This is a genomic window from Pseudomonas tremae (assembly GCF_023278125.1).
In the GTDB taxonomy this organism is placed as follows: Bacteria; Pseudomonadota; Gammaproteobacteria; order Pseudomonadales; family Pseudomonadaceae; genus Aquipseudomonas; species Aquipseudomonas tremae.
On record NZ_CP066270.1, the window covers coordinates 473,859 to 498,142 of the forward strand.

The 24,284-nt window shown below is 59.1% G+C and carries 21 protein-coding genes; 12 read left to right on the forward strand and 9 right to left on the reverse strand.

Annotated features, from left to right (window positions below):
* Window positions 1-61: 61 nt before the first annotated feature.
* The 8 genes from I9H09_RS02080 to I9H09_RS02115 form a co-directional block, all read right to left on the reverse strand.
* Entirely contained in the window at window positions 62-1,984 is a 1,923-nt protein-coding gene (locus I9H09_RS02080; RefSeq protein ID WP_122346689.1) for a PrkA family serine protein kinase, read from the reverse strand.
* A gap of 286 nt (window positions 1,985-2,270) precedes the next feature.
* Window positions 2,271-2,591, reverse strand: a complete 321-nt coding sequence (gene glpE, locus I9H09_RS02085) for a thiosulfate sulfurtransferase GlpE (protein WP_005896614.1) — start codon at window positions 2,589-2,591, stop codon at window positions 2,271-2,273.
* A complete protein-coding gene (locus tag I9H09_RS02090; RefSeq protein ID WP_122312010.1) occupies window positions 2,588-3,490 on the reverse strand; it encodes a symmetrical bis(5'-nucleosyl)-tetraphosphatase in 903 nt (300 codons plus the stop codon). Before I9H09_RS02090 ends, glpE begins: the two co-directional genes overlap by 4 nt.
* Complete coding sequence (gene apaG / locus I9H09_RS02095) at window positions 3,490-3,870, reverse strand: Co2+/Mg2+ efflux protein ApaG (protein ID WP_005896618.1); 381 nt, start codon at window positions 3,868-3,870, stop codon at window positions 3,490-3,492. The genes I9H09_RS02090 and apaG overlap by 1 nt, the downstream gene beginning before the upstream one ends.
* Window positions 3,871-3,983: 113 nt before the next feature.
* Window positions 3,984-4,790 carry a 16S rRNA (adenine(1518)-N(6)/adenine(1519)-N(6))-dimethyltransferase RsmA gene (rsmA, locus tag I9H09_RS02100; protein WP_053931841.1) on the reverse strand — a complete coding sequence of 269 codons (807 nt, stop codon included), beginning with the start codon at window positions 4,788-4,790 and terminating at the stop codon, window positions 3,984-3,986.
* Window positions 4,787-5,776: a 4-hydroxythreonine-4-phosphate dehydrogenase PdxA gene (gene pdxA, locus I9H09_RS02105; RefSeq protein ID WP_122325383.1), complete on the reverse strand. Its 990-nt coding sequence runs from the start codon at window positions 5,774-5,776 to the stop codon at window positions 4,787-4,789. The genes rsmA and pdxA overlap by 4 nt, the downstream gene beginning before the upstream one ends.
* Window positions 5,773-7,095, reverse strand: coding sequence for a peptidylprolyl isomerase (locus tag I9H09_RS02110; RefSeq protein ID WP_024669232.1), 1,323 nt, complete (start codon window positions 7,093-7,095; stop codon window positions 5,773-5,775). Before I9H09_RS02110 ends, pdxA begins: the two co-directional genes overlap by 4 nt.
* Entirely contained in the window at window positions 7,076-9,856 is a 2,781-nt protein-coding gene (locus I9H09_RS02115) for an LPS-assembly protein LptD (protein ID WP_122312008.1), read from the reverse strand. The genes I9H09_RS02110 and I9H09_RS02115 overlap by 20 nt, the downstream gene beginning before the upstream one ends.
* Window positions 9,857-9,985: 129 nt before the next feature.
* Here I9H09_RS02115 and I9H09_RS02120 point away from each other — a divergent pair, with 129 nt between their 5' ends.
* From I9H09_RS02120 to I9H09_RS02130, 3 genes are read left to right on the forward strand one after another with little or no spacing between them, the layout of a single operon-like run.
* On the forward strand, window positions 9,986-11,011 hold the full coding sequence (locus I9H09_RS02120; RefSeq protein ID WP_122312007.1) for an aminoglycoside phosphotransferase family protein: 1,026 nt from the start codon (window positions 9,986-9,988) through the stop codon (window positions 11,009-11,011).
* 58 nt (window positions 11,012-11,069) lie between these two features.
* Window positions 11,070-11,741, forward strand: coding sequence for an N-acetylmuramate alpha-1-phosphate uridylyltransferase MurU (gene murU, locus I9H09_RS02125; protein ID WP_024669235.1), 672 nt, complete (start codon window positions 11,070-11,072; stop codon window positions 11,739-11,741).
* Window positions 11,742-12,509 (forward strand): TerB family tellurite resistance protein, encoded by a 768-nt coding sequence (locus I9H09_RS02130; protein ID WP_005896636.1) that lies wholly within the window; start codon window positions 11,742-11,744, stop codon window positions 12,507-12,509.
* Between the two features lie 33 nt (window positions 12,510-12,542).
* Here the strand turns inward: I9H09_RS02130 and I9H09_RS02135 are convergent, their stop codons facing one another.
* On the reverse strand, window positions 12,543-13,526 hold the full coding sequence (locus tag I9H09_RS02135; RefSeq protein WP_236502403.1) for an alpha/beta hydrolase family protein: 984 nt from the start codon (window positions 13,524-13,526) through the stop codon (window positions 12,543-12,545).
* 78 nt (window positions 13,527-13,604) lie between these two features.
* On the opposite strand from I9H09_RS02135, the gene I9H09_RS02140 reads away from it, so the two are divergent.
* The 9 genes from I9H09_RS02140 (at window position 13,605) to trpE (ending at window position 24,273) form a co-directional block, all read left to right on the forward strand.
* A complete protein-coding gene (locus tag I9H09_RS02140; RefSeq protein ID WP_122346686.1) occupies window positions 13,605-15,653 on the forward strand; it encodes a sensor histidine kinase in 2,049 nt (682 codons plus the stop codon).
* Entirely contained in the window at window positions 15,650-16,279 is a 630-nt protein-coding gene (locus tag I9H09_RS02145; RefSeq protein ID WP_053480340.1) for a response regulator, read from the forward strand. Before I9H09_RS02140 ends, I9H09_RS02145 begins: the two co-directional genes overlap by 4 nt.
* 416 nt (window positions 16,280-16,695) lie before the next feature.
* Window positions 16,696-17,820 carry an ABC transporter ATP-binding protein gene (locus I9H09_RS02150; protein ID WP_005896646.1) on the forward strand — a complete coding sequence of 375 codons (1,125 nt, stop codon included), beginning with the start codon at window positions 16,696-16,698 and terminating at the stop codon, window positions 17,818-17,820.
* Window positions 17,821-17,902: 82 nt separating this feature from the next.
* Window positions 17,903-18,937, forward strand: a complete 1,035-nt coding sequence (locus I9H09_RS02155) for a polyamine ABC transporter substrate-binding protein (RefSeq protein WP_054991423.1) — start codon at window positions 17,903-17,905, stop codon at window positions 18,935-18,937.
* Between the two features lie 75 nt (window positions 18,938-19,012).
* On the forward strand, window positions 19,013-20,260 hold the full coding sequence (locus I9H09_RS02160; RefSeq protein ID WP_005896650.1) for an ABC transporter permease: 1,248 nt from the start codon (window positions 19,013-19,015) through the stop codon (window positions 20,258-20,260).
* Window positions 20,261-20,271: 11 nt separating this feature from the next.
* Window positions 20,272-21,093 (forward strand): ABC transporter permease, encoded by an 822-nt coding sequence (locus I9H09_RS02165; RefSeq protein ID WP_005896652.1) that lies wholly within the window; start codon window positions 20,272-20,274, stop codon window positions 21,091-21,093.
* A gap of 138 nt (window positions 21,094-21,231) precedes the next feature.
* Window positions 21,232-21,906: a ribulose-phosphate 3-epimerase gene (gene rpe / locus I9H09_RS02170; RefSeq protein WP_024670570.1), complete on the forward strand. Its 675-nt coding sequence runs from the start codon at window positions 21,232-21,234 to the stop codon at window positions 21,904-21,906.
* A complete protein-coding gene (locus I9H09_RS02175) occupies window positions 21,903-22,721 on the forward strand; it encodes a phosphoglycolate phosphatase (RefSeq protein WP_122312005.1) in 819 nt (272 codons plus the stop codon). Before rpe ends, I9H09_RS02175 begins: the two co-directional genes overlap by 4 nt.
* 70 nt (window positions 22,722-22,791) lie before the next feature.
* Window positions 22,792-24,273, forward strand: coding sequence for an anthranilate synthase component I (trpE, locus tag I9H09_RS02180; protein ID WP_055002692.1), 1,482 nt, complete (start codon window positions 22,792-22,794; stop codon window positions 24,271-24,273).
* Window positions 24,274-24,284 lie beyond the last annotated feature (11 nt).

A 24,284-nucleotide genomic window follows, 5' to 3' on the forward strand; every position in this document is an offset into this window, starting at 1 on the left:
CCTGGAGTCCGGGCCTGACTGCTGCTCGCGTGCAGCCAATAGCTTGAAGCTTGCACCTGCCTTATTGCGACTTGCGCACGCGCAGATACCATTCGGAAAGCAGGCGAACCTGTTTGTCCGTATAGCCCCTCTCGACCATTCGAGTGACGAAGTCGTTGTGCTTCTGCTGATCCTCTTTGCTGGCTTTGGCGTTGAAGCTGATGACCGGCAGGAGGTCCTCGGTGTTGGAGAACATTTTCTTCTCGATCACCACCCGCAGCTTTTCGTAGCTGAGCCAGGTCGGGTTCTTGCCGTTGTTGTTGGCACGGGCGCGCAGCACGAAATTGACAATCTCGTTACGGAAATCTTTCGGGTTGCTGATACCAGCCGGTTTTTCGATCTTTTCCAGTTCTTCGTTCAGGGCCACGCGGTTGAGAATTTCGCCGGTTTCGGGGTCGCGGTATTCCTGATCCTGAATCCAGAAGTCCGCGTACAGCACATAGCGATCGAAGATGTTCTGCCCGTATTCGCTGTAGGACTCCAGGTACGCAGTCTGGATTTCCTTGCCGATGAACTCGATGTAACGCGGTGCCAGGTACTCCTTGATGAACCGTAGGTAGCGCTCGCGGGTTTCAGCGGGGAATTGTTCCTGTTCGATCTGCTGTTCCAGCACATAAAGCAGGTGAACCGGGTTAGCGGCGATTTCGTGTGGGTCGAAGTTGAAGACCTTGGACAGAATCTTGAACGCAAAGCGGGTAGACAGGCCGTTCATGCCTTCGTCGACGCCTGCGCTGTCGCGGTACTCCTGTATCGACTTGGCCTTGGGGTCGGTGTCTTTCAGGTTCTCACCGTCATACACGCGCATCTTGGAGTAGATATTGGAATTATCCGGCTCCTTGAGACGAGAGAGGGTGGTGAACTGGGCAAGCATCTTCAGGGTGTCGGGTGCGCAGTGCGCTTTGGCCAGCGAGCTGTTGAACAGCAACTTGTCGTAGATCTTGATCTCGTCGCTGACACGCAGGCAATAAGGCACCTTCACGATGTAGATACGGTCGATGAAGGCTTCATTGTTCTTGTTGTTGCGGAAGCTGTGCCATTCCGATTCGTTAGAGTGCGCCAGCAGGATACCGGTGAACGGGATCGCCCCCAGGCCTTCGGTACTGTTGTAGTTACCTTCCTGAGTCGCCGTCAGTAAAGGGTGCAGGACCTTGATGGGCGCCTTGAACATCTCGACGAATTCCATCATCCCCTGGTTGGCGCGGCACAGTGCGCCGGAGTAACTGTAAGCGTCGGCGTCGTTCTGTGGGTACTCTTCCAGTTTGCGGATATCGACCTTGCCGACCAGCGCGGAAATATCCTGGTTGTTCTCGTCGCCCGGCTCGGTTTTCGCCACAGCGATCTGATTGAGGATAGAGGGGTAGAGCTTGACCACCCTGAACTGGCTGATGTCGCCCCCGAACTCGGCCAAACGCTTGGTCGCCCACGGCGACATGATGGTGCTCAGGTAGCGACGCGGAATTCCGAAATCTTCTTCCAGAATCGCGCCGTCCTCAGTGGCGTTGAAAAGACCCAGCGGCGATTCGAAGACTGGCGAGCCCTTGATCGCATAGAACGGGACCTTCTCGATCAGTTGCTTGAGCTTTTCAGCCAGGGACGACTTGCCACCGCCCACCGGGCCGAGCAGATAGAGGATTTGTTTCTTCTCTTCCAGGCCTTGGGCGGCATGGCGGAAATACGAGACGATCTGGTCGATGCATTCTTCCATCCCGTGGAAGTCGGCGAAGGCCGGATAGCGGCGTATGACCTTGTTGGAGAATATTCGCGATAACCGGGAGTTGGCGGATGTGTCCACCAGTTCGGGTTCGCCTATGGCCAGCAGCAGACGTTCTGCGGCTGAGGCGTAGGCGCTGCGATCCTGTTTGCAGAGCTCTAGATACTCCTGTAGCGAGAGCTCTTCCTGTCGTGTGCTTTCAAAGCGGTCTTTGAAGTGGCTGAATATGCTCATGACGTCACCTCGCTCGATACGTAGAGCCGGCGGCGGATCTCAGTCGATGCTGGCAGTAGCCGGTTTACCCGGTCACTGTTTACCCCCCAGAACACCTTAAAAGTAACTACCGATGACCCACGCGCCGGTGTACCGGCTCTCCCCTGAATACGGATGGCCTGGGCTAAGGATAGTTCGGATTCGGAAAGATAAAGAAGGGATGCGCGAGAAGAGGGGGTGACCGTTCGTCAGATGAAGCGCGAGCCCGCGTAGGACGCGGGATCAGCTGTCATAAAAATATTTTGTATCAGCCTTGTGCGGTTTCTGACGGATAAGTGGCGCGCCAGAGCTCGAAACCACCGTCCACGCTGTACACGTCCGAGAAACCCTGGCCCACCAGATAGGCTGCGGCGCTCTGGCTGGAATTGCCGTGATAGCAGACTACTACCAGCGGTTTGTCCAGGTCGGCCTCGCGGATGAAGTCGGCTATGGACTGGTTATCCAGATGCAGGGAATCAGGAATGTGATTGCTCTGAAAGGCCTGAGCATCACGAACATCGACCAGCACGGCGCCTTGTTCGCGCAGTGCCTGAGCCTGTTCAGGCGGGATACGTTTGAATTCGGTCATTGCTGGGGCTCCTGAGCCTGAGGTTGCTGGGTTTGCGCGGTGCCGGGCTGCGTGCGGACAATCGGTCCGGTGGCAGCGTTGCCGACAGCATCGCAATTGCACAGATGGCGTTCAAGTGTATCGACGTTGAGCAGAGTCATGGCCCCGCCCCAGACACAGCCACTGTCGAGCGCAAAGACACCGGGTTCGTCGCAATGGCCTTCCAGTGCTGCCCAGTGGCCGAAGATGATTTTCACCTCGCGAGTCTTGCGGCTCTTGTGGTCGAACCAAGGAGCGTAGCCAGGCATGGCGGTTCCGACGCCTTCCTTGCTCTTCAGGTCGAGCTTGCCATCGCTGGTGCAGAAGCGCATGCGCGTGAAGTAGTTGGTGATCACTCGCAAACGTGCCACGCCTTTCAGGCTGCTGTGCCATTTTGCCGGTTCGTTACCGTACATGCCGTCGAGGAAGACGCCACAGGACTGATCGTCTTGCAGCGTCTGCTCCACTTCGGCGGCGCACTTCAGGGCCTTATTGAGCGACCACTGCGGGGCTATGCCGGCATGCACCAGAGCAACGTTACGTTTTTCGTCGTAATGCATGAGTTTCTGCCGGCGCAGCCAGCCCAGCAATTCGTCGCGATCCGGGGCTTCAAGGATCTCACGCAGCGTGTCGCCTTTTTTCAGGCGCTCAGCGTTGCGCGCAGCGGCAAGCAGGTGCAGGTCATGGTTACCCAGTACGCAGACGAGCGATTCGCGGATGCTATAGAGGTAACGCAGGGTTTCCAGCGACTGGGGACCGCGGTTGACCAGATCGCCGACCAGCCAGAGCTGATCCTGATCCGGATCGAACTGAACATGCTCCAGCAGGCATTTCAGGGGTTCGAGGCAACCTTGCAGGTCGCCTGCCGCGTAAACCGCCATCAGTGCAGCGAGCCCGGAACGGCCAGGCGGAACGGCGCGATCACCGCATCGAAGCGTTTGCCGTCTTCGGCCAGCATCTGATAAGTACCCTGCATGATACCCACCTTGGTGGTCATTACTGTGCCGCTGCTGTAGGTATGGCTTTGCCCGACCTTGATCAGCGGCTGTTGTCCCACAACACCTTCGCCACGAACTTCCTCGACATGGCCGTCACCATCAGTAATGACCCAATGGCGTGACAGCAGCTTGGCGGGCAGTTCGCCGTTGTTCTGCACCGTGATGGTGTAGGCGAAGGCGAAGCGGTTCTGCTCGGGTTGCGATTGTTCTGCGAGAAAGCGCGTGATGACGCTGACGTCGACCTGATAACGAGAATCTGACATGCAGTAGGCCTTGAAATCCATTGCGAAAAAACGCGCGTGTGCGGCAGATAGAAGAGCTTAGGACAAGTAGCCGGAAAGGGACGACGGTATAGCCGTCTACCTGTCCCGAAAGGTTACTCCGTCACAACCTTTTCACTGAGTGTGTCAGCCAGTCGAACAAACGCTGCCAGGTCCAGTTGCTCGGGACGCAGGCTGCCGTCCACCCCGGAAGCCGTGATCTCGTCGCTGCTGAGCAACAGTTTGAGCGTGTTGCGCAAGGTCTTGCGGCGCTGGTTGAACGCTTCGCGCACGACCCGCTCCAGTACGCGGTGATCCTTGGCCTGGTGTGGCAGTGTTTCATGTGGGACCAGGCGGACGATGGCCGAGTCTACTTTCGGCGGCGGATTGAAAGCCCCCGGTCCGACATTGAACAAGTGTTCGACGCGGCAATGGTACTGAACCATGATCGACAGGCGGCCCCAGTCACCACCGCCAGGCCCGGCAGCCATGCGTTCGACCACCTCTTTCTGCAACATGAAGTGCATGTCGCGAATAAGGCTGGCGTTTTGCAGCAGGTGAAAGATCAGCGGTGTAGAGATGTTGTAAGGCAGGTTGCCGACTACGCGCAAGCTGCGAGGCTCTGCACCCAGACTGTTGAAATCGAATTTCAGGGCATCGCCTTGATGCAGGCTGAAGTTCGGCTTGCCGGCGAACTGGCTGTTGAGGATCGGGATCAGGTCCTTGTCGAGCTCGACCACGTCCAGCTGGGCACCGCTGTTGAGCAGCCCCTCGGTCAGCGCGCCCTGGCCCGGGCCGATTTCCAGCAGGCGTTCTTCGGATTTGGCGCGAATGGCACGCAGGATCTTGTCGATAACGCCTGCATCGTGCAGGAAGTTCTGTCCGAAACGCTTGCGCGCCCGGTGTTGGTATTGCTCGGTCATGAATGGGTCTCGGCCATCTGGTAGGCGGTTTGCAGCGCAACGTGCAGGCTGCCGGTGTCGATGTTCGCACTGCCGGCCAGATCCAGCGCCGTGCCGTGGTCGACAGAGGTGCGGATGATCGGCAAGCCAAGCGTCACATTGACGGCTGCGCCGAAACCTTTGTATTTCAGCACGGGCAAGCCTTGGTCGTGGTACATCGCCAGCACTGCATCGCAATGCTCCAGATATTTTGGGGTAAACAGAGTGTCGGCAGGCAGCGGGCCGCGTAGGTCCAGCCCTTCGCTGCGCAGGCGCTCCAGAGTCGGTTCGATGATGTCGATTTCCTCACGGCCCAGATGCCCGCTTTCGCCAGCATGGGGATTGAGGCCGCAGACCATAATGCGCGGTTTCGCGATGCCGAACTTGTTGACCAGATCGGCGTGCAGGATGCGCGTAACGCGTTCCAGCCGGTCGGGTGTGATGGCGTCGGCCACCTCGCGCAGGGGCAGGTGAGTGGTCACCAGCGCGACACGTAGATCGCCGGTTGCCAGCATCATCACCACCTGTTCGGTGTGGGTCAGTTCGGCGAGGAATTCGGTGTGCCCGGAAAAAGCGATGCCACCGTCGTTGATGACACCCTTGTGCACGGGCGCGGTGATCATGCCGCTGAAAAGTCCGTCGAGGCAGCCTTGCCCGGCACGGGTCAGGGTCTGCAGCACGAACGCGGCGTTGGCCTTGTTCAGTACGCCTGTTTGTACAGGTTCCGCCAATGGCGTGTCCCAGACATACAGGCTCCCTGCAGGCGCAGGCAGATCGGGGAGGGTATCAGGCGTGACGTCGAGCAGACTGACCGCCACGCCCAGCTGCGCGGCCCGCTCAAGAAGCAGGTCACGGCTGGTAATGGCAATCAGGGGGTAGGGCTGAGGCTGAGTGGCGAGCAGCAGGCAGAGGTCAGGACCTATGCCGGCCGGCTCGCCGGGTGTCAGAGCGAAACGCTTTGGTTTCACTGTTCAGCCTGAGTCGCGCCAGGGAGTTTGATCTCGACGTAGGCTTCGTCACGAATCTGACGCAGCCAGGTTTGCAGCTCTTCGTCGTACTTGCGATTGCGCAGCACGCTCAACGCTTGCTGCTCACGCGCCTGACCGGTTGCATCTGTGGCACGACGGCCAAGCACTTCCAGTACATGCCAGCCGTAAGCGGTCTTGAACGGTTTGGACAACGTGCCCTGCGGCGTGCTGTTCATGACTTCGCGGAACTCCGGAACCAGAGAGTTCGGGTCAACCCAGTTCAGATCGCCGCCGTTAAGCGCCGAGCCCGGGTCTTCCGAGAAGCTTTTGGCCAGCGTCGCGAAGTCTTCGCCATTCTCGATGCGTTCGTAGATTTTTTGTGCAAGCAGCTTGGTCGCTTCTTCGCTGCGGATTTCACTTGGCTTGATCAGGATATGGCGCACATGCACTTCATCGCGCATCTGTGCCTGGCCTTGGCCGCCACGTTTTTCCAGCAGTTTGAGAATAATGAAGCCACCCGGCGTACGTGCTGGAGGCGTCACATCACCAATAGGCATCGAACTGAGCATGTCTCCGAACGGCGGCGGCAGTTGAGCGGCTTTACGCCAGCCCATGTCGCCACCTTCCAGTGCGTTTTCGCTGGAGGAAGTGGTGGCGGCGAGCTTGGCAAAGTCAGCACCTTTCTTCGCCTGATCATAGATGCTCTTGGCCTTGAGGGCTGCAGCCTGAATGACATCCGAAGATGCGCTGTCAGGCGTGGCGATCAGGATGTTGGCAAGGTGAAACTCTTCAGACAATTGAGCCTTGCCCTGGTCGGAGGCGAGGAAGTTTTTGACTTCCTGCTCGGAGACCTGAATACGCTCTGCCACCCGGCGCTGACGCACCCGGCTGATGATCATTTCCCGACGAACCTGCTCGCGAGCATCGTCGTAGGACACGCCATCATGGATCAGCGCGGCGCGGAACTGCTCCACGCTCATGTTGTTGCGCTGGGCAATGGAGGCGATTGCCTGGTTCAGTTCGTCATCGCTGACACGAATGCCGGACCGCTCGCCCATCTGCAATTGCAGGTTTTCCAGAATCAGACGATCCAGAACCTGCTTTTGCAGTGCTTCGGCCGGCGGAACGCCAGAGCCGCGCTTGGCGATGGTTTGCTGAACCTCATGAACCCGCTGGTCCACCTGGCTTTTCATGATCACGTCGTTATCGACGATGGCCGCAACACTGTCCAGAGGCTGAACCGCTGCATGCACAGCACCGCTCAGGAGTAACGCGCCCAGCATCAGCGGGCGCAGACAATCAGAAAGCTTGGTCTTCACGTTCACGATAACCTTGAATGCCTTTGTCGAGGAAGCTGTCTACTTTGGCGCCAGTTACACCGCCGAGCCCCTTCAACACGATTTGTAGGAATATGCCGCGGTCGCCTTTCTCGTTCTGAGGTGCAGCCTGGCTGAACTCGTCATAGTCGATCCAGTAGCGGTTGACCAGACGCATCTTCCAGCAGCAGTTGTCGTACTCGAACCCGCCGAATGCTTCGATGGTGCGCGCACGGTTGTAGTCATACTGCCAGCGGCTGATCACGCTCCACTGCGGCACGATAGGCCAGATGACCGAGAAATCGTGCTGTTGAATCTTGTAGTAGTCCTTCACGTAGTTCGGTGAGCCAGGCGTGCCGTAGTCGCCACCCCCTACGATCCAGCGACCAGTGCTTTCGTCGTAACGAATCTGGTCGTTGCGATAGCGATAGCCCAGGTTGACGATTTTGTTGGGTTCGGCTTCAGGCTGGTAATGGAACATCGCGCTGCCCGAACGGGTGCTCTTGCTGTCCGGATCCCAGTTGAAATCGGAGTTGAAGCGCCAGTCGCGGTTGAAGCGGTATTCGTATTCCAGAGCGTAAGGCGAAACGTTGGCACGCGCGTCATCACGATCTGCAAACTGAACGCCAGGCAGTTGCACCTTGCGGTCTTCGAAATAGACGGCCTGACCAATGCTGAAGCGTTGACGTTCGAAACCGTTGTCTTCGATCCAGCGGTTGGTGATGCCCAGCGAGAGCTTGTTCTCGTCGCCGATGCGATCGGAACCGGTAAAGCGGTTATCGCGGAACAGCGAGGAGTAGCTGAAAGTACTTTCGCTTGTGTCAAACACCGGAATGTCGTTCTGGTCTTTCTCTGGAACATAGAGATAGAACAGGCGAGGTTCCAGTGTCTGGCGATAATCCTTGCCGAACCAGTTGGTATTGCGGTCGAAGTACAGGCCGCTATCGACGCTGAAGATCGGCACGCTGCGGCTTTGGCTGCTGTTGTATTGTTCATCAGCCAGCAACGAGGCTTTGCCCTGGCTGTCCAGATCCAGATCGTACTGGGTGTAGACATACTTGAGCTTCGGTGTCAGGAAACCGTAGGACCAGTTCATCGGCAGGCTGACGGATGGCGCCAGGTTCAGGCGGTCGCCATTGGCTCGGGCCAAGCCTGAGATGTTTTCGTCTAGACGTCTTTCCGGATTGCCGTTTTCATCGATGAACGATCCGCTGCGCAGATCACGCTCGAAACGTACAGCCTCAGTCTGATAATCGAACTTCAGGCCGCCCGGGTTATAAGGCAACGTACCGTTCAGTGTCAGCTGTGGCAAACGGTTGTAAGGGGTAACGTTCGCAACCGTCGCCAGCTTGTAGGCCTGAGCGTTGAGCACTGCCGAGTAGCTGTCGCCACGGTAGGTCAGGGAGCCCTGCTGGTTGATGTAGTCAGTGCGTTTAACGCCGATCTGATCGGTTTCCAGGTCCTGGAAGTAATACGGGTCGCTGATGTCGGTGTAATCAACCTGGGTCAGCCAGCGTGTATCAAGCCCGCCCTTGTGCTGCCAGTTGATCATCCAGCGAGTCTTGTCGTAGTCCGACTGCTGTTTGCGTTCGTCGTTTTCGTCGTTCAGGTATGCGCCGCCGAACTGGCCTTCGCTGCCTTTGGTCAGGTAGCGGAACTCGCCTTCCATCAGCAAGCCGCGGTCAGCCATGTAGCGCGGGTACAACGTGGCGTCGTAGTTCGGCGCCAGGTTGAAGTAGTAAGGCGTGACGAGCGTGAAGCCGTTGTCGCCGCCTGCCGCAATAGTCGGCGGCAGGAAGCCTGACTGGCGACGGTCGTCGATCGGGAAATAGATATAGGGCGTGTAAAGGACCGGAATGTCCTTGACCCGCAGGGTAACGTTGGTCGCCGTACCGAAGCCGGTGGCCGGGTTCAGCGTAATGTTGTTGCCCTTGAGCGTCCAGGCGTTGCTGTTCGGTTCGCACGTGGTGTACGTACCGTCCTTGAGCCGGATGATCGCGTTCTCGGCACGCTTGGCGTATAGAGCGTTACCGCGAATGTTGGACTTGTGCAGGACGTATTCGGCGTTGTCGACACGGGCTTCGCCGGTATCGAGCTGCAGCTCGGCCTTGTCGCCGACGATCAGTGCACCGTTGTCGCGCAGACGGACATCGCCGTTCAGCTCGCCACGGTTTTCTGCCTGATGCAGGGCGGCCTCCTGGGCCTGGACCTGCATGCTGCCCTGACGCATGACGACATCACCGGCGAGGGTCGCGACCTGTGCTTCCTGCTCGTAACGCGAAGCCTTGGCTCCCACGAACATCGGCGCGTCTTTCATCGGCGTCTTGTCGTCCATGCCAGGACGGATCGGCTCGACATAGGCACCCGAGCAATACGGGCCGGTCTCGGCCAGTTGCGCTGCGGTGAGCTTTTCGCGAGGAACCCAATCGAGGTGGCTGTAGTCAGCACTACGCGACTTCAGACCTTTGCCCTTGGCTTCTGTGACCAGCTGCGTACCCGCAGACTGACCGCTCGAAGAGGTACTCTCCGAGGAAACCGTGCCGTTGGAACTGACCGACGCCGTGTCATGCACGGGGCGCGGAGGCAGATCTACAGCTGCAGTGTTGGATTTCGGCGCACAGTTCCAGGCACCCGAAGCAGAGACTGAGCAGTCATACTGTTCCGCGGCGACCACGAACTGAGTGGCCAGAGGTTGCATCGCCAGCAGACTGCCGGTTACGAGCAACGGAAATTTTTTACGAAACGCGGGGGATTTCAATGCCATCTTATTAGTCCGGGCTTCCTGCGCGCCATCTGCCCGCGGGGGGGCCGCACGCCTCTCGATGGGCTGAAAAAGATTCCGGATAATAAAGCATGACCCGCTTGACGGCTAGCGCCGTCGGAGACCCTTGTAATGTCAGATCAAGATATACGCCTGCAATCCCTGAAAGTTTGGCTCGATGAGCAGTTGCCAGCGCTCTTTGCAGCGCACAATTGGGGCGCCGTTCCCCCGGCCACGTTGACTGCCGCCAGCAGTGACGCAAGTTTCCGCCGTTATTTTCGCTGGGAGGGTGCCGATCGAACTTTTATTGTCATGGATGCGCCTCCACCCCAGGAAAACTGCAAACCGTTTGTAGAAATCGCTCATTTATTGGCCAGGTCGGGCATTAATGTTCCAAAAATATATGCCGAAGACCTGACGCAAGGCTTTTTGCTGCTCAACGATCTGGGTCGCAAGACTTATCTTGATGTGATCAATGATGCCAATGCCGATGCATTCTTCGCCAAAGCCATTGAGGCACTGTTGGCGTTCCAGCAACTGCCGATGGACACGCTGCTGCCGAGTTATGACGAAGCCTTGCTCCGACGCGAGCTGGAGCTGTTTCCGGAGTGGTACGTGAAGCGCCATCTGGGGATCGAGATGGATGAGGAGCAACAGGCTGAGTGGCAGCAGATCAGCGCGCTCCTGATCAACAGTGCGCTGGCGCAGCCCAAGGTACTGGTGCATCGTGATTACATGCCCCGCAACCTGATGGTCAGCGAACCCGGTCCCGGTGTACTGGACTTCCAGGATGCTGTGTATGGCCCGGTGACCTATGACGTGACCTGCCTGTTCAAGGATGCCTTCCTGAGCTGGCCGCAGGAACGTGTCAGCCAATGGCTGAGCACGTACTGGGACAAGGCGCGTGCGCTCGGCATTCCGGTGCAGGAAGATTTTGCGTCATTCGAGCGCGCCAGTGATCTGATGGGCGTGCAGCGTCATTTGAAGGTCATCGGGATCTTCGCGCGAATCTGCCATCGCGACGGCAAGCCTCGTTATCTGGACGATGTCCCGCGCTTCTTCGCCTATATCGAAGCGGTTCTTTCGAAAAGGCCCGAACTGGCGCAATTGGGACAGTTGCTTACCAGCCTGCAACACCCTGTAACTACTTCAGTCTGATCGAACAGATGAACGCCAACTTGAAACAACAGACATTGATTGATTTGAAGAGGACTGCATGAAAGCGATGATTCTCGCTGCCGGAAAGGGCGAGCGTATGCGACCGTTGACCCTGCACACGCCTAAACCGCTGGTGCGTGCCGGGGGAGTGCCTCTGATCGAATACCATTTGAATGCCTTGCGCGAGGCAGGCTTTCACCAGTTGGTCATCAACCATGCCTGGCTGGGCCAGCAGATAGAGGATTATCTGGGGGACGGTCAGCGTTTTGACCTGAGCATCCGTTACTCCCCCGAAGGCATGCCGCTGGAAACAGGCGGGGGCATTCATCGTGCGCTGCCGTTGCTGGGCAGCGAGCCTTTTGTCGTGGTCAACGGTGATGTCTGGACCGACTACGATTTCAACGCTTTGCGCACGCCGATATCTGGCCTGGCCCATCTGGTGCTGATCGACAACCCGGCGCATCACCCGACCGGCGACTTTTCACTGGTCGACGGTCAGGTGCGTGATGACGACTCGGCCGGGCAGAGGCTGACGTACAGCGGCATCGCCATTCTGCATCCGCGTCTTTTTGCCGAGTGCGAACCCGGTGCGTTCAAGCTGGCACCGTTGCTGCGCGAAGCCATGCACCAGGGTCTGGTTACGGGTGAGCACTTCAGGGGCCGTTGGGTGGATGTCGGCACCCATGAGCGTCTGGCCGAAGTCGAGCAGTTGCTTGCGGAGACTCGCTGAATGCTCTGGCCCGGCACACTGGTCGGCGCTGGAGCCGGTTATGCAATTGCCAGCATTCCGGGCGCCATGCTCGGCGCGTTGTTGGGGCAGGCGCTGGACCGGCGGCTGAAGATTCAGAGCTGGGCGCACCTGCGCGAACGTCTGGGCGGGCGTGCGGCGATACCTGGCGACGATCTGTTGTTCGTGCTGCTGGGCCGGCTGGCCAAGAGTGAAGGGCGCGTGGTGGCCAGTCACATCCATCAGGCACGTACCGAGATGCGCCGTCTGAACCTGAACGAGGCCGAGCAATTACGCGCCATCAACGCCTTCAAGCGCGGCAGGGATGGTGCCGATGGTTTGCGCAGCTATTTGCGCGGTTTGCAGGGGCAGGCTGAGCTGACGGAGGCCTTGTTGCGTGCGTGCTGGCGTATGGCCTGGGCGGACGGCAAGGCTTCCCGGGTCGAGCGCGAACTGATCGGCATGTGGGGCATGTGGCTGGGTTGGTCGCAACAGCAGGTCGAGTCTCTGGCTGGCGAGCATGATCCCATGCGGCGTGCGCCGATCAGTACAGGTGATGACTACAAGGGGGCGATGGCCCTGCTCGGTATAAAGCCTGACACCGACCCTTTGAGCATCAAGCGCGCTTATCGGCGCTTGCTCAGTCGGCACCACCCGGACAAGATCGCCGGCTCGGGTGCCGATGCCCAACAGGTGCGTGTGGCCACCGAGAAAACCAGCGCATTGCACAACGCCTATCGGGTCGTGAAAAACCGGCGCGGCTTCACCTGAAGCTGCGCCTGTAACGCGCTGCGTTCGTGGCGTCTACTTTTCCTCTTTGGCCTCTATCCAGCCGCGAACGCGCCTGAACAGCTGATCTTGCTCGGTGCTTTCATTGCCGATGATGTTGATCAGGGCAATTTGGGTAAACCCCGGACCCTTGGCGCGTTTACTGGCCTGCAAGCGCGCCTTGGCGGCCAGGTCCACAGGGTTCTTGTAAACGAAGTCAGCGGTCTTGATTTTAAGCGAGGGCACCATTTCCAGCAGCGTAGGTGCGGGATTGACGGGCTCGCGAGCAGCGATCATCACCAGTTTCTGCACGACAGGCGAGGTCCGCTCATTGAGGAACCTGGCCGCCCAGTAAGCCCCACTGCTATGGCCGACCAGCACTATGCTGTGTGCCTTGTTCTGCTGCGCGAAGCTGATCGCGCTTTCTATGCGGGCAAAAATACGCTCGGCCTGAGCCTTGTTGCGTTCTTCATCGGCTGCGGCCTTGGCGGTTGCAGCGGCGGCCTGAGCTTCAGCCTCAGCCGCCGGGTCTGGCGTTTTCTCCGCTGTATCCTTGGGCGTTTCCTTCGGTTTTTCGGCGTTGGCATCTGCAGCCGCGGTGTCGGGCTCACGCGCTATCAAGGTCGTGTCCTGAGCGTCCGGCAGGGTGATGCTCAGGCTCGACCAGCCGACATCCGGGAACTTGCGTCGCAACGGCCCGACGGCGTCCGGCCAGTCGGGAGACTCGTCGTCGCCCGGGACGATGATGACGGCGCCCTGAGGTGCTTCGCTGTTTGCGGGCTTCCAGAGTGCTAGAAAGCTTTCGTCCCCGGCCTTCAGTTGCTGTTGGTCCTCGCGAGGCAACTGACGCTCCAGCGCCAGTTCGTCTTCCTGAGCGCGACTGGGCAGTGGTGCCCGCTCGACAGGTGCTTCGGCAGCGTCCTTCGCTGGCGTCGGGTCGGCCGCTGTCGCAGGCAGGGCGCAAGGAAGCATCAATGAGAGAAACACTGCGGGAAGCATTGCGCGAAAGGGGTAGGACATCGGATATTCCAAGCCGGTAACTGTCCCGGCAGCCTAATGGGTTGATCGGCTTTTGTCAGGCATGAGCCTGCGCGGCACATGACCGCCATGCGAACACACGAGAGCGACACATTGATCATTCGTCTTCTGCGCACCGGCTTTATCGGCTGCCTGGCTTTGCTCTTGATGGTTGAGATGGCGAGTACCCAGGCTGAAGAGCCTGAAACATCTGCCGCTGCTCAGTTGAGTCCTGCACAGCGTAGCTGGCTTGATCAGCATGGTCCTTTGCGGGTCGGTCTGGTGTTGCGTGCGCCCTATGCTCAGTTCGACCAGCGTTTACAGCAGTTGTCCGGTGCCAATGTCGACCTGATGAATGCACTGGCGGCCACCCTGCCGGCCGAGTTGCTGTGGCGAAACTTTGCCGATCAGGCGTCACTGGAAAAAGCCCTGAGCAATGGTGAAATCGACGTCGCCCCCGGTTTGATGCAAACCCCTGCGGGGCTGCGTCTGTGGGTGTTTTCCGATCCGTATCTGCGGGTGTCGCAGCTGTTGATCGGCGAACGTGATGGCGGTACCGCCGTGGAACTGGAAAAACTCGACAGTCTTTCCAGGGTGGCGGTGCGTATGCCGAGCGCTACTGCCGATTACCTGCGTAGCAATTTTCCGCATTTGAACCTGCAAGGCGTGCCATTGGAGCGTCAGGCGCTGCAATTGCTGCTCAGTCAGCAGGCACGTTACGCGGTGGTGGATGAGGCGCAATTGAGTCGCCTGCTGCGTGAGCCGGAGTTCGGCGGGCTGGCGGTAGTGGGAGATATCGGCCTCCCGCAACTGCTGCGTGTGGCTTCACGGCGCGACGCGCCTGAGCTGGCAGCTATCGTCAGCGAAGCCTTGCGGGCGATTCCTGCCAGGCAGCTGGAACAACTGCATGCTCGCTGGATGCTACTCACCCCGTCGCACCTCAGTGAATCGACAAAACTCTGGAAAAACCTGTGCATCCTGCTGCTGGTGATGCTGCTGGCCTGTTTTGCCATCGTGATCTGGCAACGTCGCCAGCAGCAGGCGCTGGAGCGGGAGGTGCTCGGCGGGCGTGAAGACCTTGCCCGCCATGTCGCCAGTGAAGAGGCGCTGCGCCTGGCGCAATTTTCCATTGATCAGAGCACCGTCGGTATTCTCTGGGTCAACTGGGACAGCCGCGTGCGCTATGCCAACCGGGCGGCGGAGTCCATGCTGGGCTATGCGCCGGGGCATGTGGTTGAGCGTCCGCTGATCGATTTCGATCCCGGTCTGCACATGGATCGCTGGCTTCATCTGTGGAAGAGCGCACGTTCCAGTGAGGGCAGTCCGCAGGTGTTTGAGACCCATTGCCTGCGCGCCGATGGCAGTTTTCTGCCGGTTGACGTCTCGCTGAGCTTCCTGCGTTTTTGTGAAGCCGAATACCTGGTGGTGTTCCTCAGTGATGTCAGCGAACGCCGCCGCGCTCACGATCAGCTACGCGAATTGTCCGCGCACCTGGAAAGCGTGCGCGAGGAGGAAAAAGGCCGTATTGCCAGGGAAGTTCATGACGAGTTGGGCCAGATGTTGACGGTCTTGAAGCTGGAGACGTCAATGTGCGAGCTGGCGTATGCCAGTCTCGACCCTGGCTTGAGTGAGCGGCTGGACAGCATGAAGCGCCTCATTGCCCAGTTGTTTCAGCTGGTGCGTGATGTCGCCACTGCGCTACGGCCGCCGATTCTCGACGCCGGCATTGCCTCGGCGATCGAATGGCAGGCACGCCGTTTCGAGGCGCGTACGCAGATTCCCTGTCTGGTGCAGGTGCCTGACAATCTTCCGTTGCTCAGTGATACCAAGGCTACCGGTATGTTCCGGATTCTTCAGGAGGCGTTGACCAACGTCATGCGTCATGCCGAGGCGCATACGGTGGACATCAGCCTGACGCTGCAAGACCAGATGCTATGCATGACCATCGCCGATGACGGAAAGGGCTTTGTCATCGAGTCGGGCAGGGCGGTTTCATTCGGTCTGGTCGGGATGCGCGAGCGTGTGCTGATGCTCGGCGGCAGACTGGAGCTGGACAGCGAGCCAGGAGAGGGCACAACCTTGCGCGCGTTCATCCCGCTGGACCCCACCGCTCAGGAGCGACAACCGTGATTCGTGTTTTGGTAGCTGAAGATCACACTATCGTGCGTGAAGGGATCAAGCAGCTGATTGGCCTGGCCAGGGATCTGCAAGTGGTGGGTGAGGCCAGCAATGGCGAGCAGTTGCTTGAGACCCTGCGCCATGTGGCCTGTGAAGTGGTATTGCTGGATATTTCCATGCCAGGCGTTAACGGCCTGGAGGCGATTCCGCGGATTCGTGCACTGGCCAATCCGCCAGCGATCCTGGTGTTGTCAATGCACAACGAGGCGCAAATGGCAGCGCGCGCCTTGAAAGTCGGCGCCGCAGGTTATGCAACCAAAGACAGCGACCCTGCACTGCTGCTGACGGCTATTCGCCGGGTCGCGGCAGGCGGACGCTATATCGACCCCGATCTTGCCGACCGCATGGTCTTCGAAGTAGGCCTTACCGATAACCGGCCTTTGCATTCGCTACTGTCGGAGCGCGAGTTTTCGGTGTTCGAGCGTCTGGCTCAGGGCGCCAATGTCAACGACATCGCCCAGCAACTGGCCCTGAGCAGCAAGACCATCAGCACCCACAAGGCGCGGTTGATGCAGAAAATGAAGCTCAACTCGCTGGCCGACCTCGTCAAATACGCGATGGAGCACAAACTGCTCTGAGTCTGAAAACGACACCTCAGCAGAGTGTCGGGCCGATGCTCTGATCATCGCTATGCATGCGCCCTGAAGAGCCTGGAATCTGAGCTTCTGCCCAGAGGGCGTGGGAGCTTCAGGAGGTTACGACGGCTGCGATGGGCTGAGAAGCGGCCCCAAAACCGGCCATCTTGATTAATCTGACCTAGTGAGGTCGCCGGTCTTGCTTCCGGTCCCCGGCAGTTCGCGGACAAGTCCGCTCCCACACTGCCCCCTTAGTGGATAACGATGGTCTCAACTAGCTCAATCGCGCCATCTCTGTAGGGCAATTCCTACGCCTAGCCTTCCAGCTTGCCTGGGTGATTCTCTCTCGGCCCCCGATTTGCGGGGGATGCAGGCTGCTCTAGTCTTGGGCCTACGCAGACAAAACAAAGGTGTGGGTGATGAGCGACGTCGATACAAGCGCTGGGGCAAATGATGTTCTGGTCAGCTTTCGTGGTGTGCAAAAGAGCTACGACGGCGAAGCACTGATCGTCAAAGACCTTAACCTGGACATTCGCAAAGGCGAATTCCTGACCCTGCTTGGCCCGTCCGGCTCTGGCAAGACCACCAGCCTGATGATGCTGGCCGGCTTCGAAACGCCGACGGCGGGCGAAATCCTCCTGGGTGGTCGTGCCATTAACAACGTGCCACCGCACAAGCGCGATATCGGCATGGTGTTTCAGAACTACGCCCTGTTCCCGCACATGACGGTTGCCGAGAACCTCGCGTTCCCGCTGACGGTGCGCGGCATGAGCAAAACGGATGTCGGCGAGAAGGTCAAAAAAGCCTTGGGCATGGTCCAGCTGGACACGTTCGCGCATCGCTACCCTGCGCAGTTGTCCGGTGGTCAGCAGCAGCGTGTGGCTTTGGCGCGTGCGCTGGTGTTCGAACCGCAACTGGTGCTGATGGACGAACCGCTCGGCGCGCTCGACAAGCAACTGCGTGAGCACATGCAGATGGAGATCAAACACCTGCATCAGCGCCTAGGCGTGACCGTGGTCTATGTGACCCACGACCAGGGTGAAGCCCTGACCATGTCAGACCGGGTTGCGGTGTTCCATCAGGGCGAGATCCAGCAGATCGCGCCGCCGCGCAGCCTGTACGAGGAACCGAAAAATACCTTTGTGGCCAACTTCATCGGCGAGAACAACCGGCTCAACGGGCGGCTGGTCAGCCAAGACGGCGACCGTTGCGTGGTCGAGCTGGAGCGCGGTGAGAAAATACACGCGCTGGCAATCAACGTCGGCCAGCCGGGTGGCCCGGTGACGCTGTCCATCAGGCCCGAGCGCATCCATCTCAACGGCCGGAGCGAAAGCTGCGCCAACCGTTTTTCGGGTCGTGTGGCCGAGTTCATTTACCTCGGTGATCACGTTCGTGTGCGTCTGGAAGTAGCAGGCAAGACCGACTTCTTCGTCAAACAGCCTATCGCCGAACTGGACTCGACACTGAACGTGGGCGACGTGGTGCCCATCGGCTGGCAAGTCGAGCATGTGCGTGCGCTCGATCCCTTGCAGCAAGTGCATTGATCTACCGACAAAAGCAATAACAGAGGCGACCTGATCGCCCATCCCAATCGCTTACCAACACTGCTCGTGGAGAAAAGAATCTATGTTGAAGTCTTTGAAGTTCACCGCCATCACGTTGGGCATGATGTGCGCTGCGCAAGCCATGGCCGCGACCGACCTGACCGTCATTTCCTTTGGCGGCGCCAACAAGGCCGCGCAGGAAAAAGCGTTCTACGCGCCTTGGGAGAAGGCCGGTAACGGCAAGATCATCGCCGGTGAGTACAACGGCGAAATGGCCAAGGTCAAAACCATGGTCGACACCAAGAGCGTTTCCTGGGACCTGGTAGAAGTCGAATCTCCAGAACTGGCTCGTGGCTGCGACGAAGACATGTTCGAGGAACTCGACCCGAAACTGCTCGGCAATGCCGCTGATTTCGTTCCCGGCGCCATCACCACCTGTGGCGCAGGCTTCTTCGTCTGGTCCACCGTGCTGGCCTACAACGCCGACAAGGTTGCCAGTGCTCCGAGCGGCTGGGTCGATTTCTGGGACACCAAGAAATTCCCCGGCAAGCGCGGCCTGCGCAAAGGCGCCAAGTACACATTGGAATTCGCACTGATGGCTGATGGCGTTGCACCAAAGGACGTCTACAAAGTACTGGCCAGCAAAGACGGTCAGGACCGCGCGTTCAAGAAACTCGATGAACTCAAGCCGAACATCCAGTGGTGGGAAGCGGGCGCGCAGCCACCGCAGTACCTTGCTTCCGGTGACGTGGTGATGAGTTCGGCCTACAACGGCCGCATCGCTGCCGTGCAAAAAGAAAGCAACCTGAAAGTGGTCTGGACCGGTGGGGTGTATGACTTCGACGCCTGGGCGATTCCAAAGGGTTCGAAAAACGCCGATGCAGCGAAGAAGTTCATCGCCTTCATGCTGAGCCCCGAGCAACAGAAGGTCTACTCGCAGAACATCGCCTACGGCCCGGCAAACACCCAGGCGGTCAAGCTGCTGGACAAAGAGACCCTGCAAAACATGCCGACCACACCTGAGAACATCAAGGATCAGGTGCAGATGGATGTGGCGTTCTGGACCGACAACGGCGAGTCCCTTGAGCAGCGTTTCACTGCCTGGGCTGCCAAGTAACCCTGCTGTGTGAGTCAGATCCGGGCGCTCCTGTTGCCGGGGGCGCCCCCTTGTTGAAAGATTCCGGAGTTCGCTATGGCCATCGCCGTGCCCTTGACTGAAGGCGCCAGCCCCACTTTGAAGCAACGCCTCGCTCGCGCCGAGCGGGTCAACCGCTGGAAGGCTCAGGCATTGATCGCGCCATTGGTGATTTTTCTGTTGTTGGTGTTTCTGGTGCCCATCGCCGCGCTGCTCTACAAGAGTGTCGGCAACCCTGAGGTCGTGACTGCATTGCCGACCACCGTGGTAGAAGTGCAGAAATGGGACGGCAAAGGGCTGCCGCCCGAGTCGGTCTACAAGGCGCTGAGCCTGGAGCTGGCTGAAACGCGCAAGAATTCCACGCTGGGTGACCTGTCCAAGCGTCTGAACATGGAGCTGGCCGGTTATCGCAGCCTGCTCAGCAAGACCGCCCGCGCGCTACCGTTCAAGACCGAACCGGCTTCCTATAAAGAAGCGCTGGAGGCACTGGATGAACGTTGGGGCGACCCCGCCTACTGGCAGGCGGTGCGCCGCAACACCAGCAGCGTCACGCCGTATTACCTGTTGGCGGCGTTGGACCATCGCATCGATGATCTGGGCGAAGTGGCCCCCGCAACCCCGGACCAGGCGATCTATCTGGATATATTCGCCCGCACCTTCTGGATGGGCCTGGTGATCACCGCGATCTGTCTGGTGCTGGCCTATCCGCTGGCGTACCTGCTGGCCAACCTGCCGGCACGGCAAAGCAACCTGCTGATGATCCTGGTGCTGCTGCCGTTCTGGACCTCGATTCTGGTGCGTGTGGCGGCCTGGATCGTGCTGCTGCAATCGAGCGGGCTGATCAACAGCGCGCTGCTGGCGATGGGCATTATCGACAAGCCGCTGGAACTGGTCTTCAACCGGGTCGGCGTTTACATCTCGATGGTGCACATCATGCTGCCGTTCATGATCCTGCCGATCTACAGCGTGATGAAAAACATCTCCCCGACCTACATGCGTGCTGCCATTTCGCTGGGCTGCCATCCGTTTGCCAGCTTCTGGCGCGTGTACTTCCCGCAGACCTACGCGGGGATAGGTGCCGGCTGCCTGCTGGTGTTCATTCTTTCGATCGGCTACTACATCACCCCGGCCTTGCTGGGCAGCCCGAATGACCAGATGGTCAGTTATTTCGTGGCTTTCTACACCAACACCAGCATCAATTGGGGCATGGCGACCGCGCTTGGCGGGTTGCTGTTGTTGGCAACCATCGTGCTTTACCTGATTTATAGCTGGCTGGTCGGCGCCAGCCGCCTGCGATTGAGCTGAGGAGCGCCACCATGTTGAATCCATACACATCGCCGATCGAGCGCATCTGGTATTACGCCTTGCGCATCCTCTGCGCGCTGATCCTGCTCTTTCTCGTGCTGCCGGTGCTGGTCATCGTGCCGCTGTCATTCAACTCAGGCAGCTTTCTGGTCTACCCGCTGCAAGGCTTCTCGTTGCAGTGGTATCAGGATTTCTTCCATTCTGCGGAATGGATGCGCGCCTTGAAAAACAGCATGATCGTCGCCCCGGCGGCGACATTGCTGGCGATGGGCTTCGGCACGCTGGCGGCGATTGGCCTGACACGCGGCAACTTTCCCGGCAAGGCGCTGGTCATGGCCCTAGTGATTTCGCCGATGGTGGTGCCGGTGGTGATCGTCGGTGTCGCCAGTTACCTGTTCTTCGCGCCTCTGGGCCTGGGCAACAGTTACACCTCGCTGATTCTGGTCCATGCCGTATTGGGCGTGCCGTTCGTCATCATTACCGTTTCAGCGACATTGCAGGGCTTCAATCACAACCTGGTGCGCGCCGCTGCGAGCCTTGGCGCATCGCCGCTGACAGCCTTCCGCCGCGTGACCCTGCCATTGATCGCGCCGGGTGTGATCTCCGGTGCGCTGTTTGCTTTCGCCACCTCGTTCGACGAAGTGGTCGTCACGCTGTTTCTGGCCGGGCCGGAGCAGGCAACCTTGCCCCGGCAGATGTTCAGCGGCATCCGCGAAAACCTCAGCCCGACCATCGCTGCCGCAGCGACTCTGCTGATCGGCTTTTCGGTGTTACTGCTGCTGGTGCTGGAGTGGTTGAGGGGGCGTAGCGAAAAGCTGAGAACGGCTCAGTAATCGGGAGGCCGCCAGGCGCGGCAGGTTTCGGGTCGCACGCTGAAGCAAATCCATAGGCATGCAGCTTGAGGCTTACCGCTCCAGGCCCCGGTTGGCATACAATGCGCACCACCGTGATTCTGCTCAAACAGGTGCGTCATGCAGCCCTTCGTTATTGCCCCATCGATCCTTTCCGCTGACTTCGCCCGTCTGGGTGAGGAAGTCGACAACGTGCTGTCCTGCGGCGCTGATTTCGTTCACTTCGATGTCATGGACAATCATTACGTCCCGAACCTCACTATCGGCCCGATGGTGTGCAGCGCGCTGCGCAAATATGGCGTCACTGCACCGATTGACGTGCACCTGATGGTCAGCCCGGTGGATCGCATCATCGGCGATTTCATCGAAGCCGGTGCCACCTACATCACCTTTCACCCGGAAGCGACCCAGCATATCGACCGTTCGCTGCAGTTGATCCACGAAGGCGGCTGCAAGGCCGGTCTGGTGTTTAACCCTGCAACGCCGTTGAACCTGCTGGAGTACGTGATGGACAAGGTCGACATGATCCTGCTCATGAGCGTCAACCCGGGTTTCGGCGGACAGAAGTTCATCCCCGGTACGCTCAACAAGCTGCGCGAAGCACGAGCGCTGATCGATGCGTCGGGCCGCGATATCCGTCTGGAAATCGACGGTGGCGTCAACGTCAATAACATCCGCGAAATCGCGGCGGCAGGTGCCGATACCTTCGTCGCAGGCTCGGCGATTTTCAACGCCCCGGACTATCGCGAAGTGATCGACAAGATGCGCGCAGAACTGGCGTCTGCCCGCGCATGAGCGGCTTTGAAAAGCTGTTTGCAGGCCAACTGCCCAAGCTGATCATGTTCGACCTGGACGGCACTCTGGTGGACTCGGTTCCCGACCTCGCTGTTGCAGTCGACAAAATGCTGGCTGAGCTGGGCCGGCCACCTGCAGGTCTGGAGTCGGTTCGTGGCTGGGTCGGCAACGGTGCGCCAGTGCTGGTGCGCCGTGCGCTTGCCGATAACCTTGAGCACAGCAGTGTCGACGAGGCGCTGGCCGAGCGGGGGCTGGATATCTTCATGCGCGCCTATGCCGAAAAGCACGAGTTCACTGTGGTGTATCCGGGCGTGCGCGAAACCTTGAAGTGGTTGCAGAAGATGGGCGTCGAGATGGCCCTGATCACCAACAAGCCGGAGCGCTTCGTTGCGCCACTGCTGGATGAAATGAAGCTAGGGCGCTTTTTTCGCTGGATCATCGGCGGCGATACCATGCCGCAGAAAAAACCCGACCCTGCCGCGTTGTTTTTCGTGATGAAGATGGCCGGTGTTCCTGCCTCGCAGTCACTGTTTGTAGGCGATTCGCGCAGTGATGTGCTGGCTGCGAAGGGTGCCGGTGTAGCCTGCGTTGCATTGAGCTATGGCTACAACCACGGCAGGCCGATTGCCGAGGAAAACCCGGCGATGGTCATTGATGATCTGCGCAGATTGATTCCCGGTTGCCTGGATCTGGACGCTGAGATACTGTTGCCCGACGTCAAACGTCCCTCCTCAAGAGAATCCATCGTGGTGGTCACTCGCAAACTCTGGATGAAAGTCATCAAGGCCCTGGCCCGCTGGCGTTGGCGCGCCTGACTTGATTCTGGCCGGCCCGCCGGCACGTTTGCCTACCTGACCGTTTTGTCCTCAAACCACGAGGTTGCTCATGAACCGTGAAGAATTCCTGCGTTTGGCTGCCCAAGGCTATAACCGCATCCCGCTTGCCCGCGAAACCCTGGCTGACTTCGACACACCTTTGTCGATCTATCTGAAGCTGGCCGATCAGCCCAACTCCTACTTGCTGGAGTCGGTGCAGGGCGGCGAGAAATGGGGCCGTTATTCGATTATCGGCCTGCCATGCCGTACCGTGATGCGTGTTCATGGCCATCACGTCAGCGTGACTCAGGAAGGTGTCGAGGTCGAAAGCCTCGATGTCGAAGACCCGCTGGACTTCGTCGAGACCTTTAAAGCGCGCTACAACGTGCCCACCATTGCAGGGCTGCCGCGTTTCAATGGCGGGCTGGTCGGCTACTTTGGTTATGACTGCGTACGTTACGTCGAGAAGCGCCTGGCCAATTGTCCAAACCCGGACCCGTTAGGCGTGCCGGATATCCTGTTGATGGTGTCCGATGCTGTAGTGGTGTTCGACAACCTCGCAGGCAAGATGCACGCCATCGTGCTGGCTGATCCTGCGCACCAGGACGCTTATGCCAGTGGCGTTGCGCAGCTTGACGAGCTGATGAACAAATTGCGTCAACCGATCACGCCGCGTCGTGGTCTGGATCTCGACAGGCCGCCAGCGGCCGATCCTGTGTTCCGCTCCAGCTTTACCCAGGATAACTACGAGACCTCGGTCGACACGATCAAGCAGTACATCCTCGCAGGCGACGTCATGCAGGTTGTGCCATCACAACGTATGTCCATCGACTTCACCGCGGCGCCTATCGATCTGTACCGGGCGCTGCGTTGCTTCAACCCGACGCCTTACATGTACTTCTTCAATTTCGGCGACTTCCATGTGGTTGGCAGTTCGCCGGAAGTGCTGGTGCGGGTCGAGGATAATCTGATCACAGTGCGTCCCATCGCCGGAACCCGCCCTCGCGGCGCGACCGAAGAGGAGGATATTGCGCTGGAAGAAGACCTGCTCTCCGACCATAAGGAAATCGCCGAGCACCTGATGCTCATCGATCTGGGGCGCAATGACGTCGGTCGGGTGTCCGAGACAGGCACGGTGAAACTGACCGAGAAGATGGTGATCGAGCGTTACTCCAACGTGATGCACATTGTGTCCAACGTCACCGGCCAGCTGAAAAGTGGACTGACGGCGATGGATGCGTTGCGGGCGATTCTGCCGGCCGGGACGTTGTCCGGCGCGCCGAAAATCCGCGCCATGGAAATCATCGACGAGCTGGAGCCGGTGAAACGTGGCGTCTACGGCGGCGCTGTAGGTTATATGGCGTGGAACGGCAACATGGACACTGCCATCGCGATCCGTACTGCAGTGATCAAGGACGGTGAACTGCATGTGCAAGCCGGCGGCGGCATCGTTGCCGACTCGGTGCCAGCATTGGAATGGGAAGAAACCCTGAACAAACGTCGCGCCATGTTCCGCGCTGTCGCCTTGGCCTCGCAGACTGCCAAGGACTGAGCCGGCTGGAT

Excerpts from the sequence above, each read along its gene's own strand:
- I9H09_RS02135 (WP_236502403.1), bottom strand. The coding sequence starts at position 13,526 with ATGTCCTACCCCTTTCGCGCAATGCTTCCCGCAGTGTTTCTCTCATTG.
- rpe (WP_024670570.1), top strand. The coding sequence starts at position 21,232 with ATGCAGCCCTTCGTTATTGCCCCATCGATCCTTTCCGCTGACTTCGCC.
- I9H09_RS02130 (WP_005896636.1), top strand. The coding sequence starts at position 11,742 with ATGCTCTGGCCCGGCACACTGGTCGGCGCTGGAGCCGGTTATGCAATT.
- murU (WP_024669235.1), top strand. The coding sequence starts at position 11,070 with ATGAAAGCGATGATTCTCGCTGCCGGAAAGGGCGAGCGTATGCGACCG.
- glpE (WP_005896614.1), bottom strand. The coding sequence starts at position 2,591 with ATGACCGAATTCAAACGTATCCCGCCTGAACAGGCTCAGGCACTGCGC.
- I9H09_RS02150 (WP_005896646.1), top strand. The coding sequence starts at position 16,696 with ATGAGCGACGTCGATACAAGCGCTGGGGCAAATGATGTTCTGGTCAGC.
- I9H09_RS02120 (WP_122312007.1), top strand. The coding sequence starts at position 9,986 with ATGTCAGATCAAGATATACGCCTGCAATCCCTGAAAGTTTGGCTCGAT.
- I9H09_RS02160 (WP_005896650.1), top strand. The coding sequence starts at position 19,013 with ATGGCCATCGCCGTGCCCTTGACTGAAGGCGCCAGCCCCACTTTGAAG.
- trpE (WP_055002692.1), top strand. The coding sequence starts at position 22,792 with ATGAACCGTGAAGAATTCCTGCGTTTGGCTGCCCAAGGCTATAACCGC.
- rsmA (WP_053931841.1), bottom strand. The coding sequence starts at position 4,790 with ATGACCGAGCAATACCAACACCGGGCGCGCAAGCGTTTCGGACAGAAC.
- I9H09_RS02140 (WP_122346686.1), top strand. The coding sequence starts at position 13,605 with ATGACCGCCATGCGAACACACGAGAGCGACACATTGATCATTCGTCTT.
- apaG (WP_005896618.1), bottom strand. The coding sequence starts at position 3,870 with ATGTCAGATTCTCGTTATCAGGTCGACGTCAGCGTCATCACGCGCTTT.
- I9H09_RS02115 (WP_122312008.1), bottom strand. The coding sequence starts at position 9,856 with ATGGCATTGAAATCCCCCGCGTTTCGTAAAAAATTTCCGTTGCTCGTA.
- I9H09_RS02080 (WP_122346689.1), bottom strand. The coding sequence starts at position 1,984 with ATGAGCATATTCAGCCACTTCAAAGACCGCTTTGAAAGCACACGACAG.
- I9H09_RS02090 (WP_122312010.1), bottom strand. The coding sequence starts at position 3,490 with ATGGCGGTTTACGCGGCAGGCGACCTGCAAGGTTGCCTCGAACCCCTG.
- I9H09_RS02165 (WP_005896652.1), top strand. The coding sequence starts at position 20,272 with ATGTTGAATCCATACACATCGCCGATCGAGCGCATCTGGTATTACGCC.
- I9H09_RS02175 (WP_122312005.1), top strand. The coding sequence starts at position 21,903 with ATGAGCGGCTTTGAAAAGCTGTTTGCAGGCCAACTGCCCAAGCTGATC.
- I9H09_RS02155 (WP_054991423.1), top strand. The coding sequence starts at position 17,903 with ATGTTGAAGTCTTTGAAGTTCACCGCCATCACGTTGGGCATGATGTGC.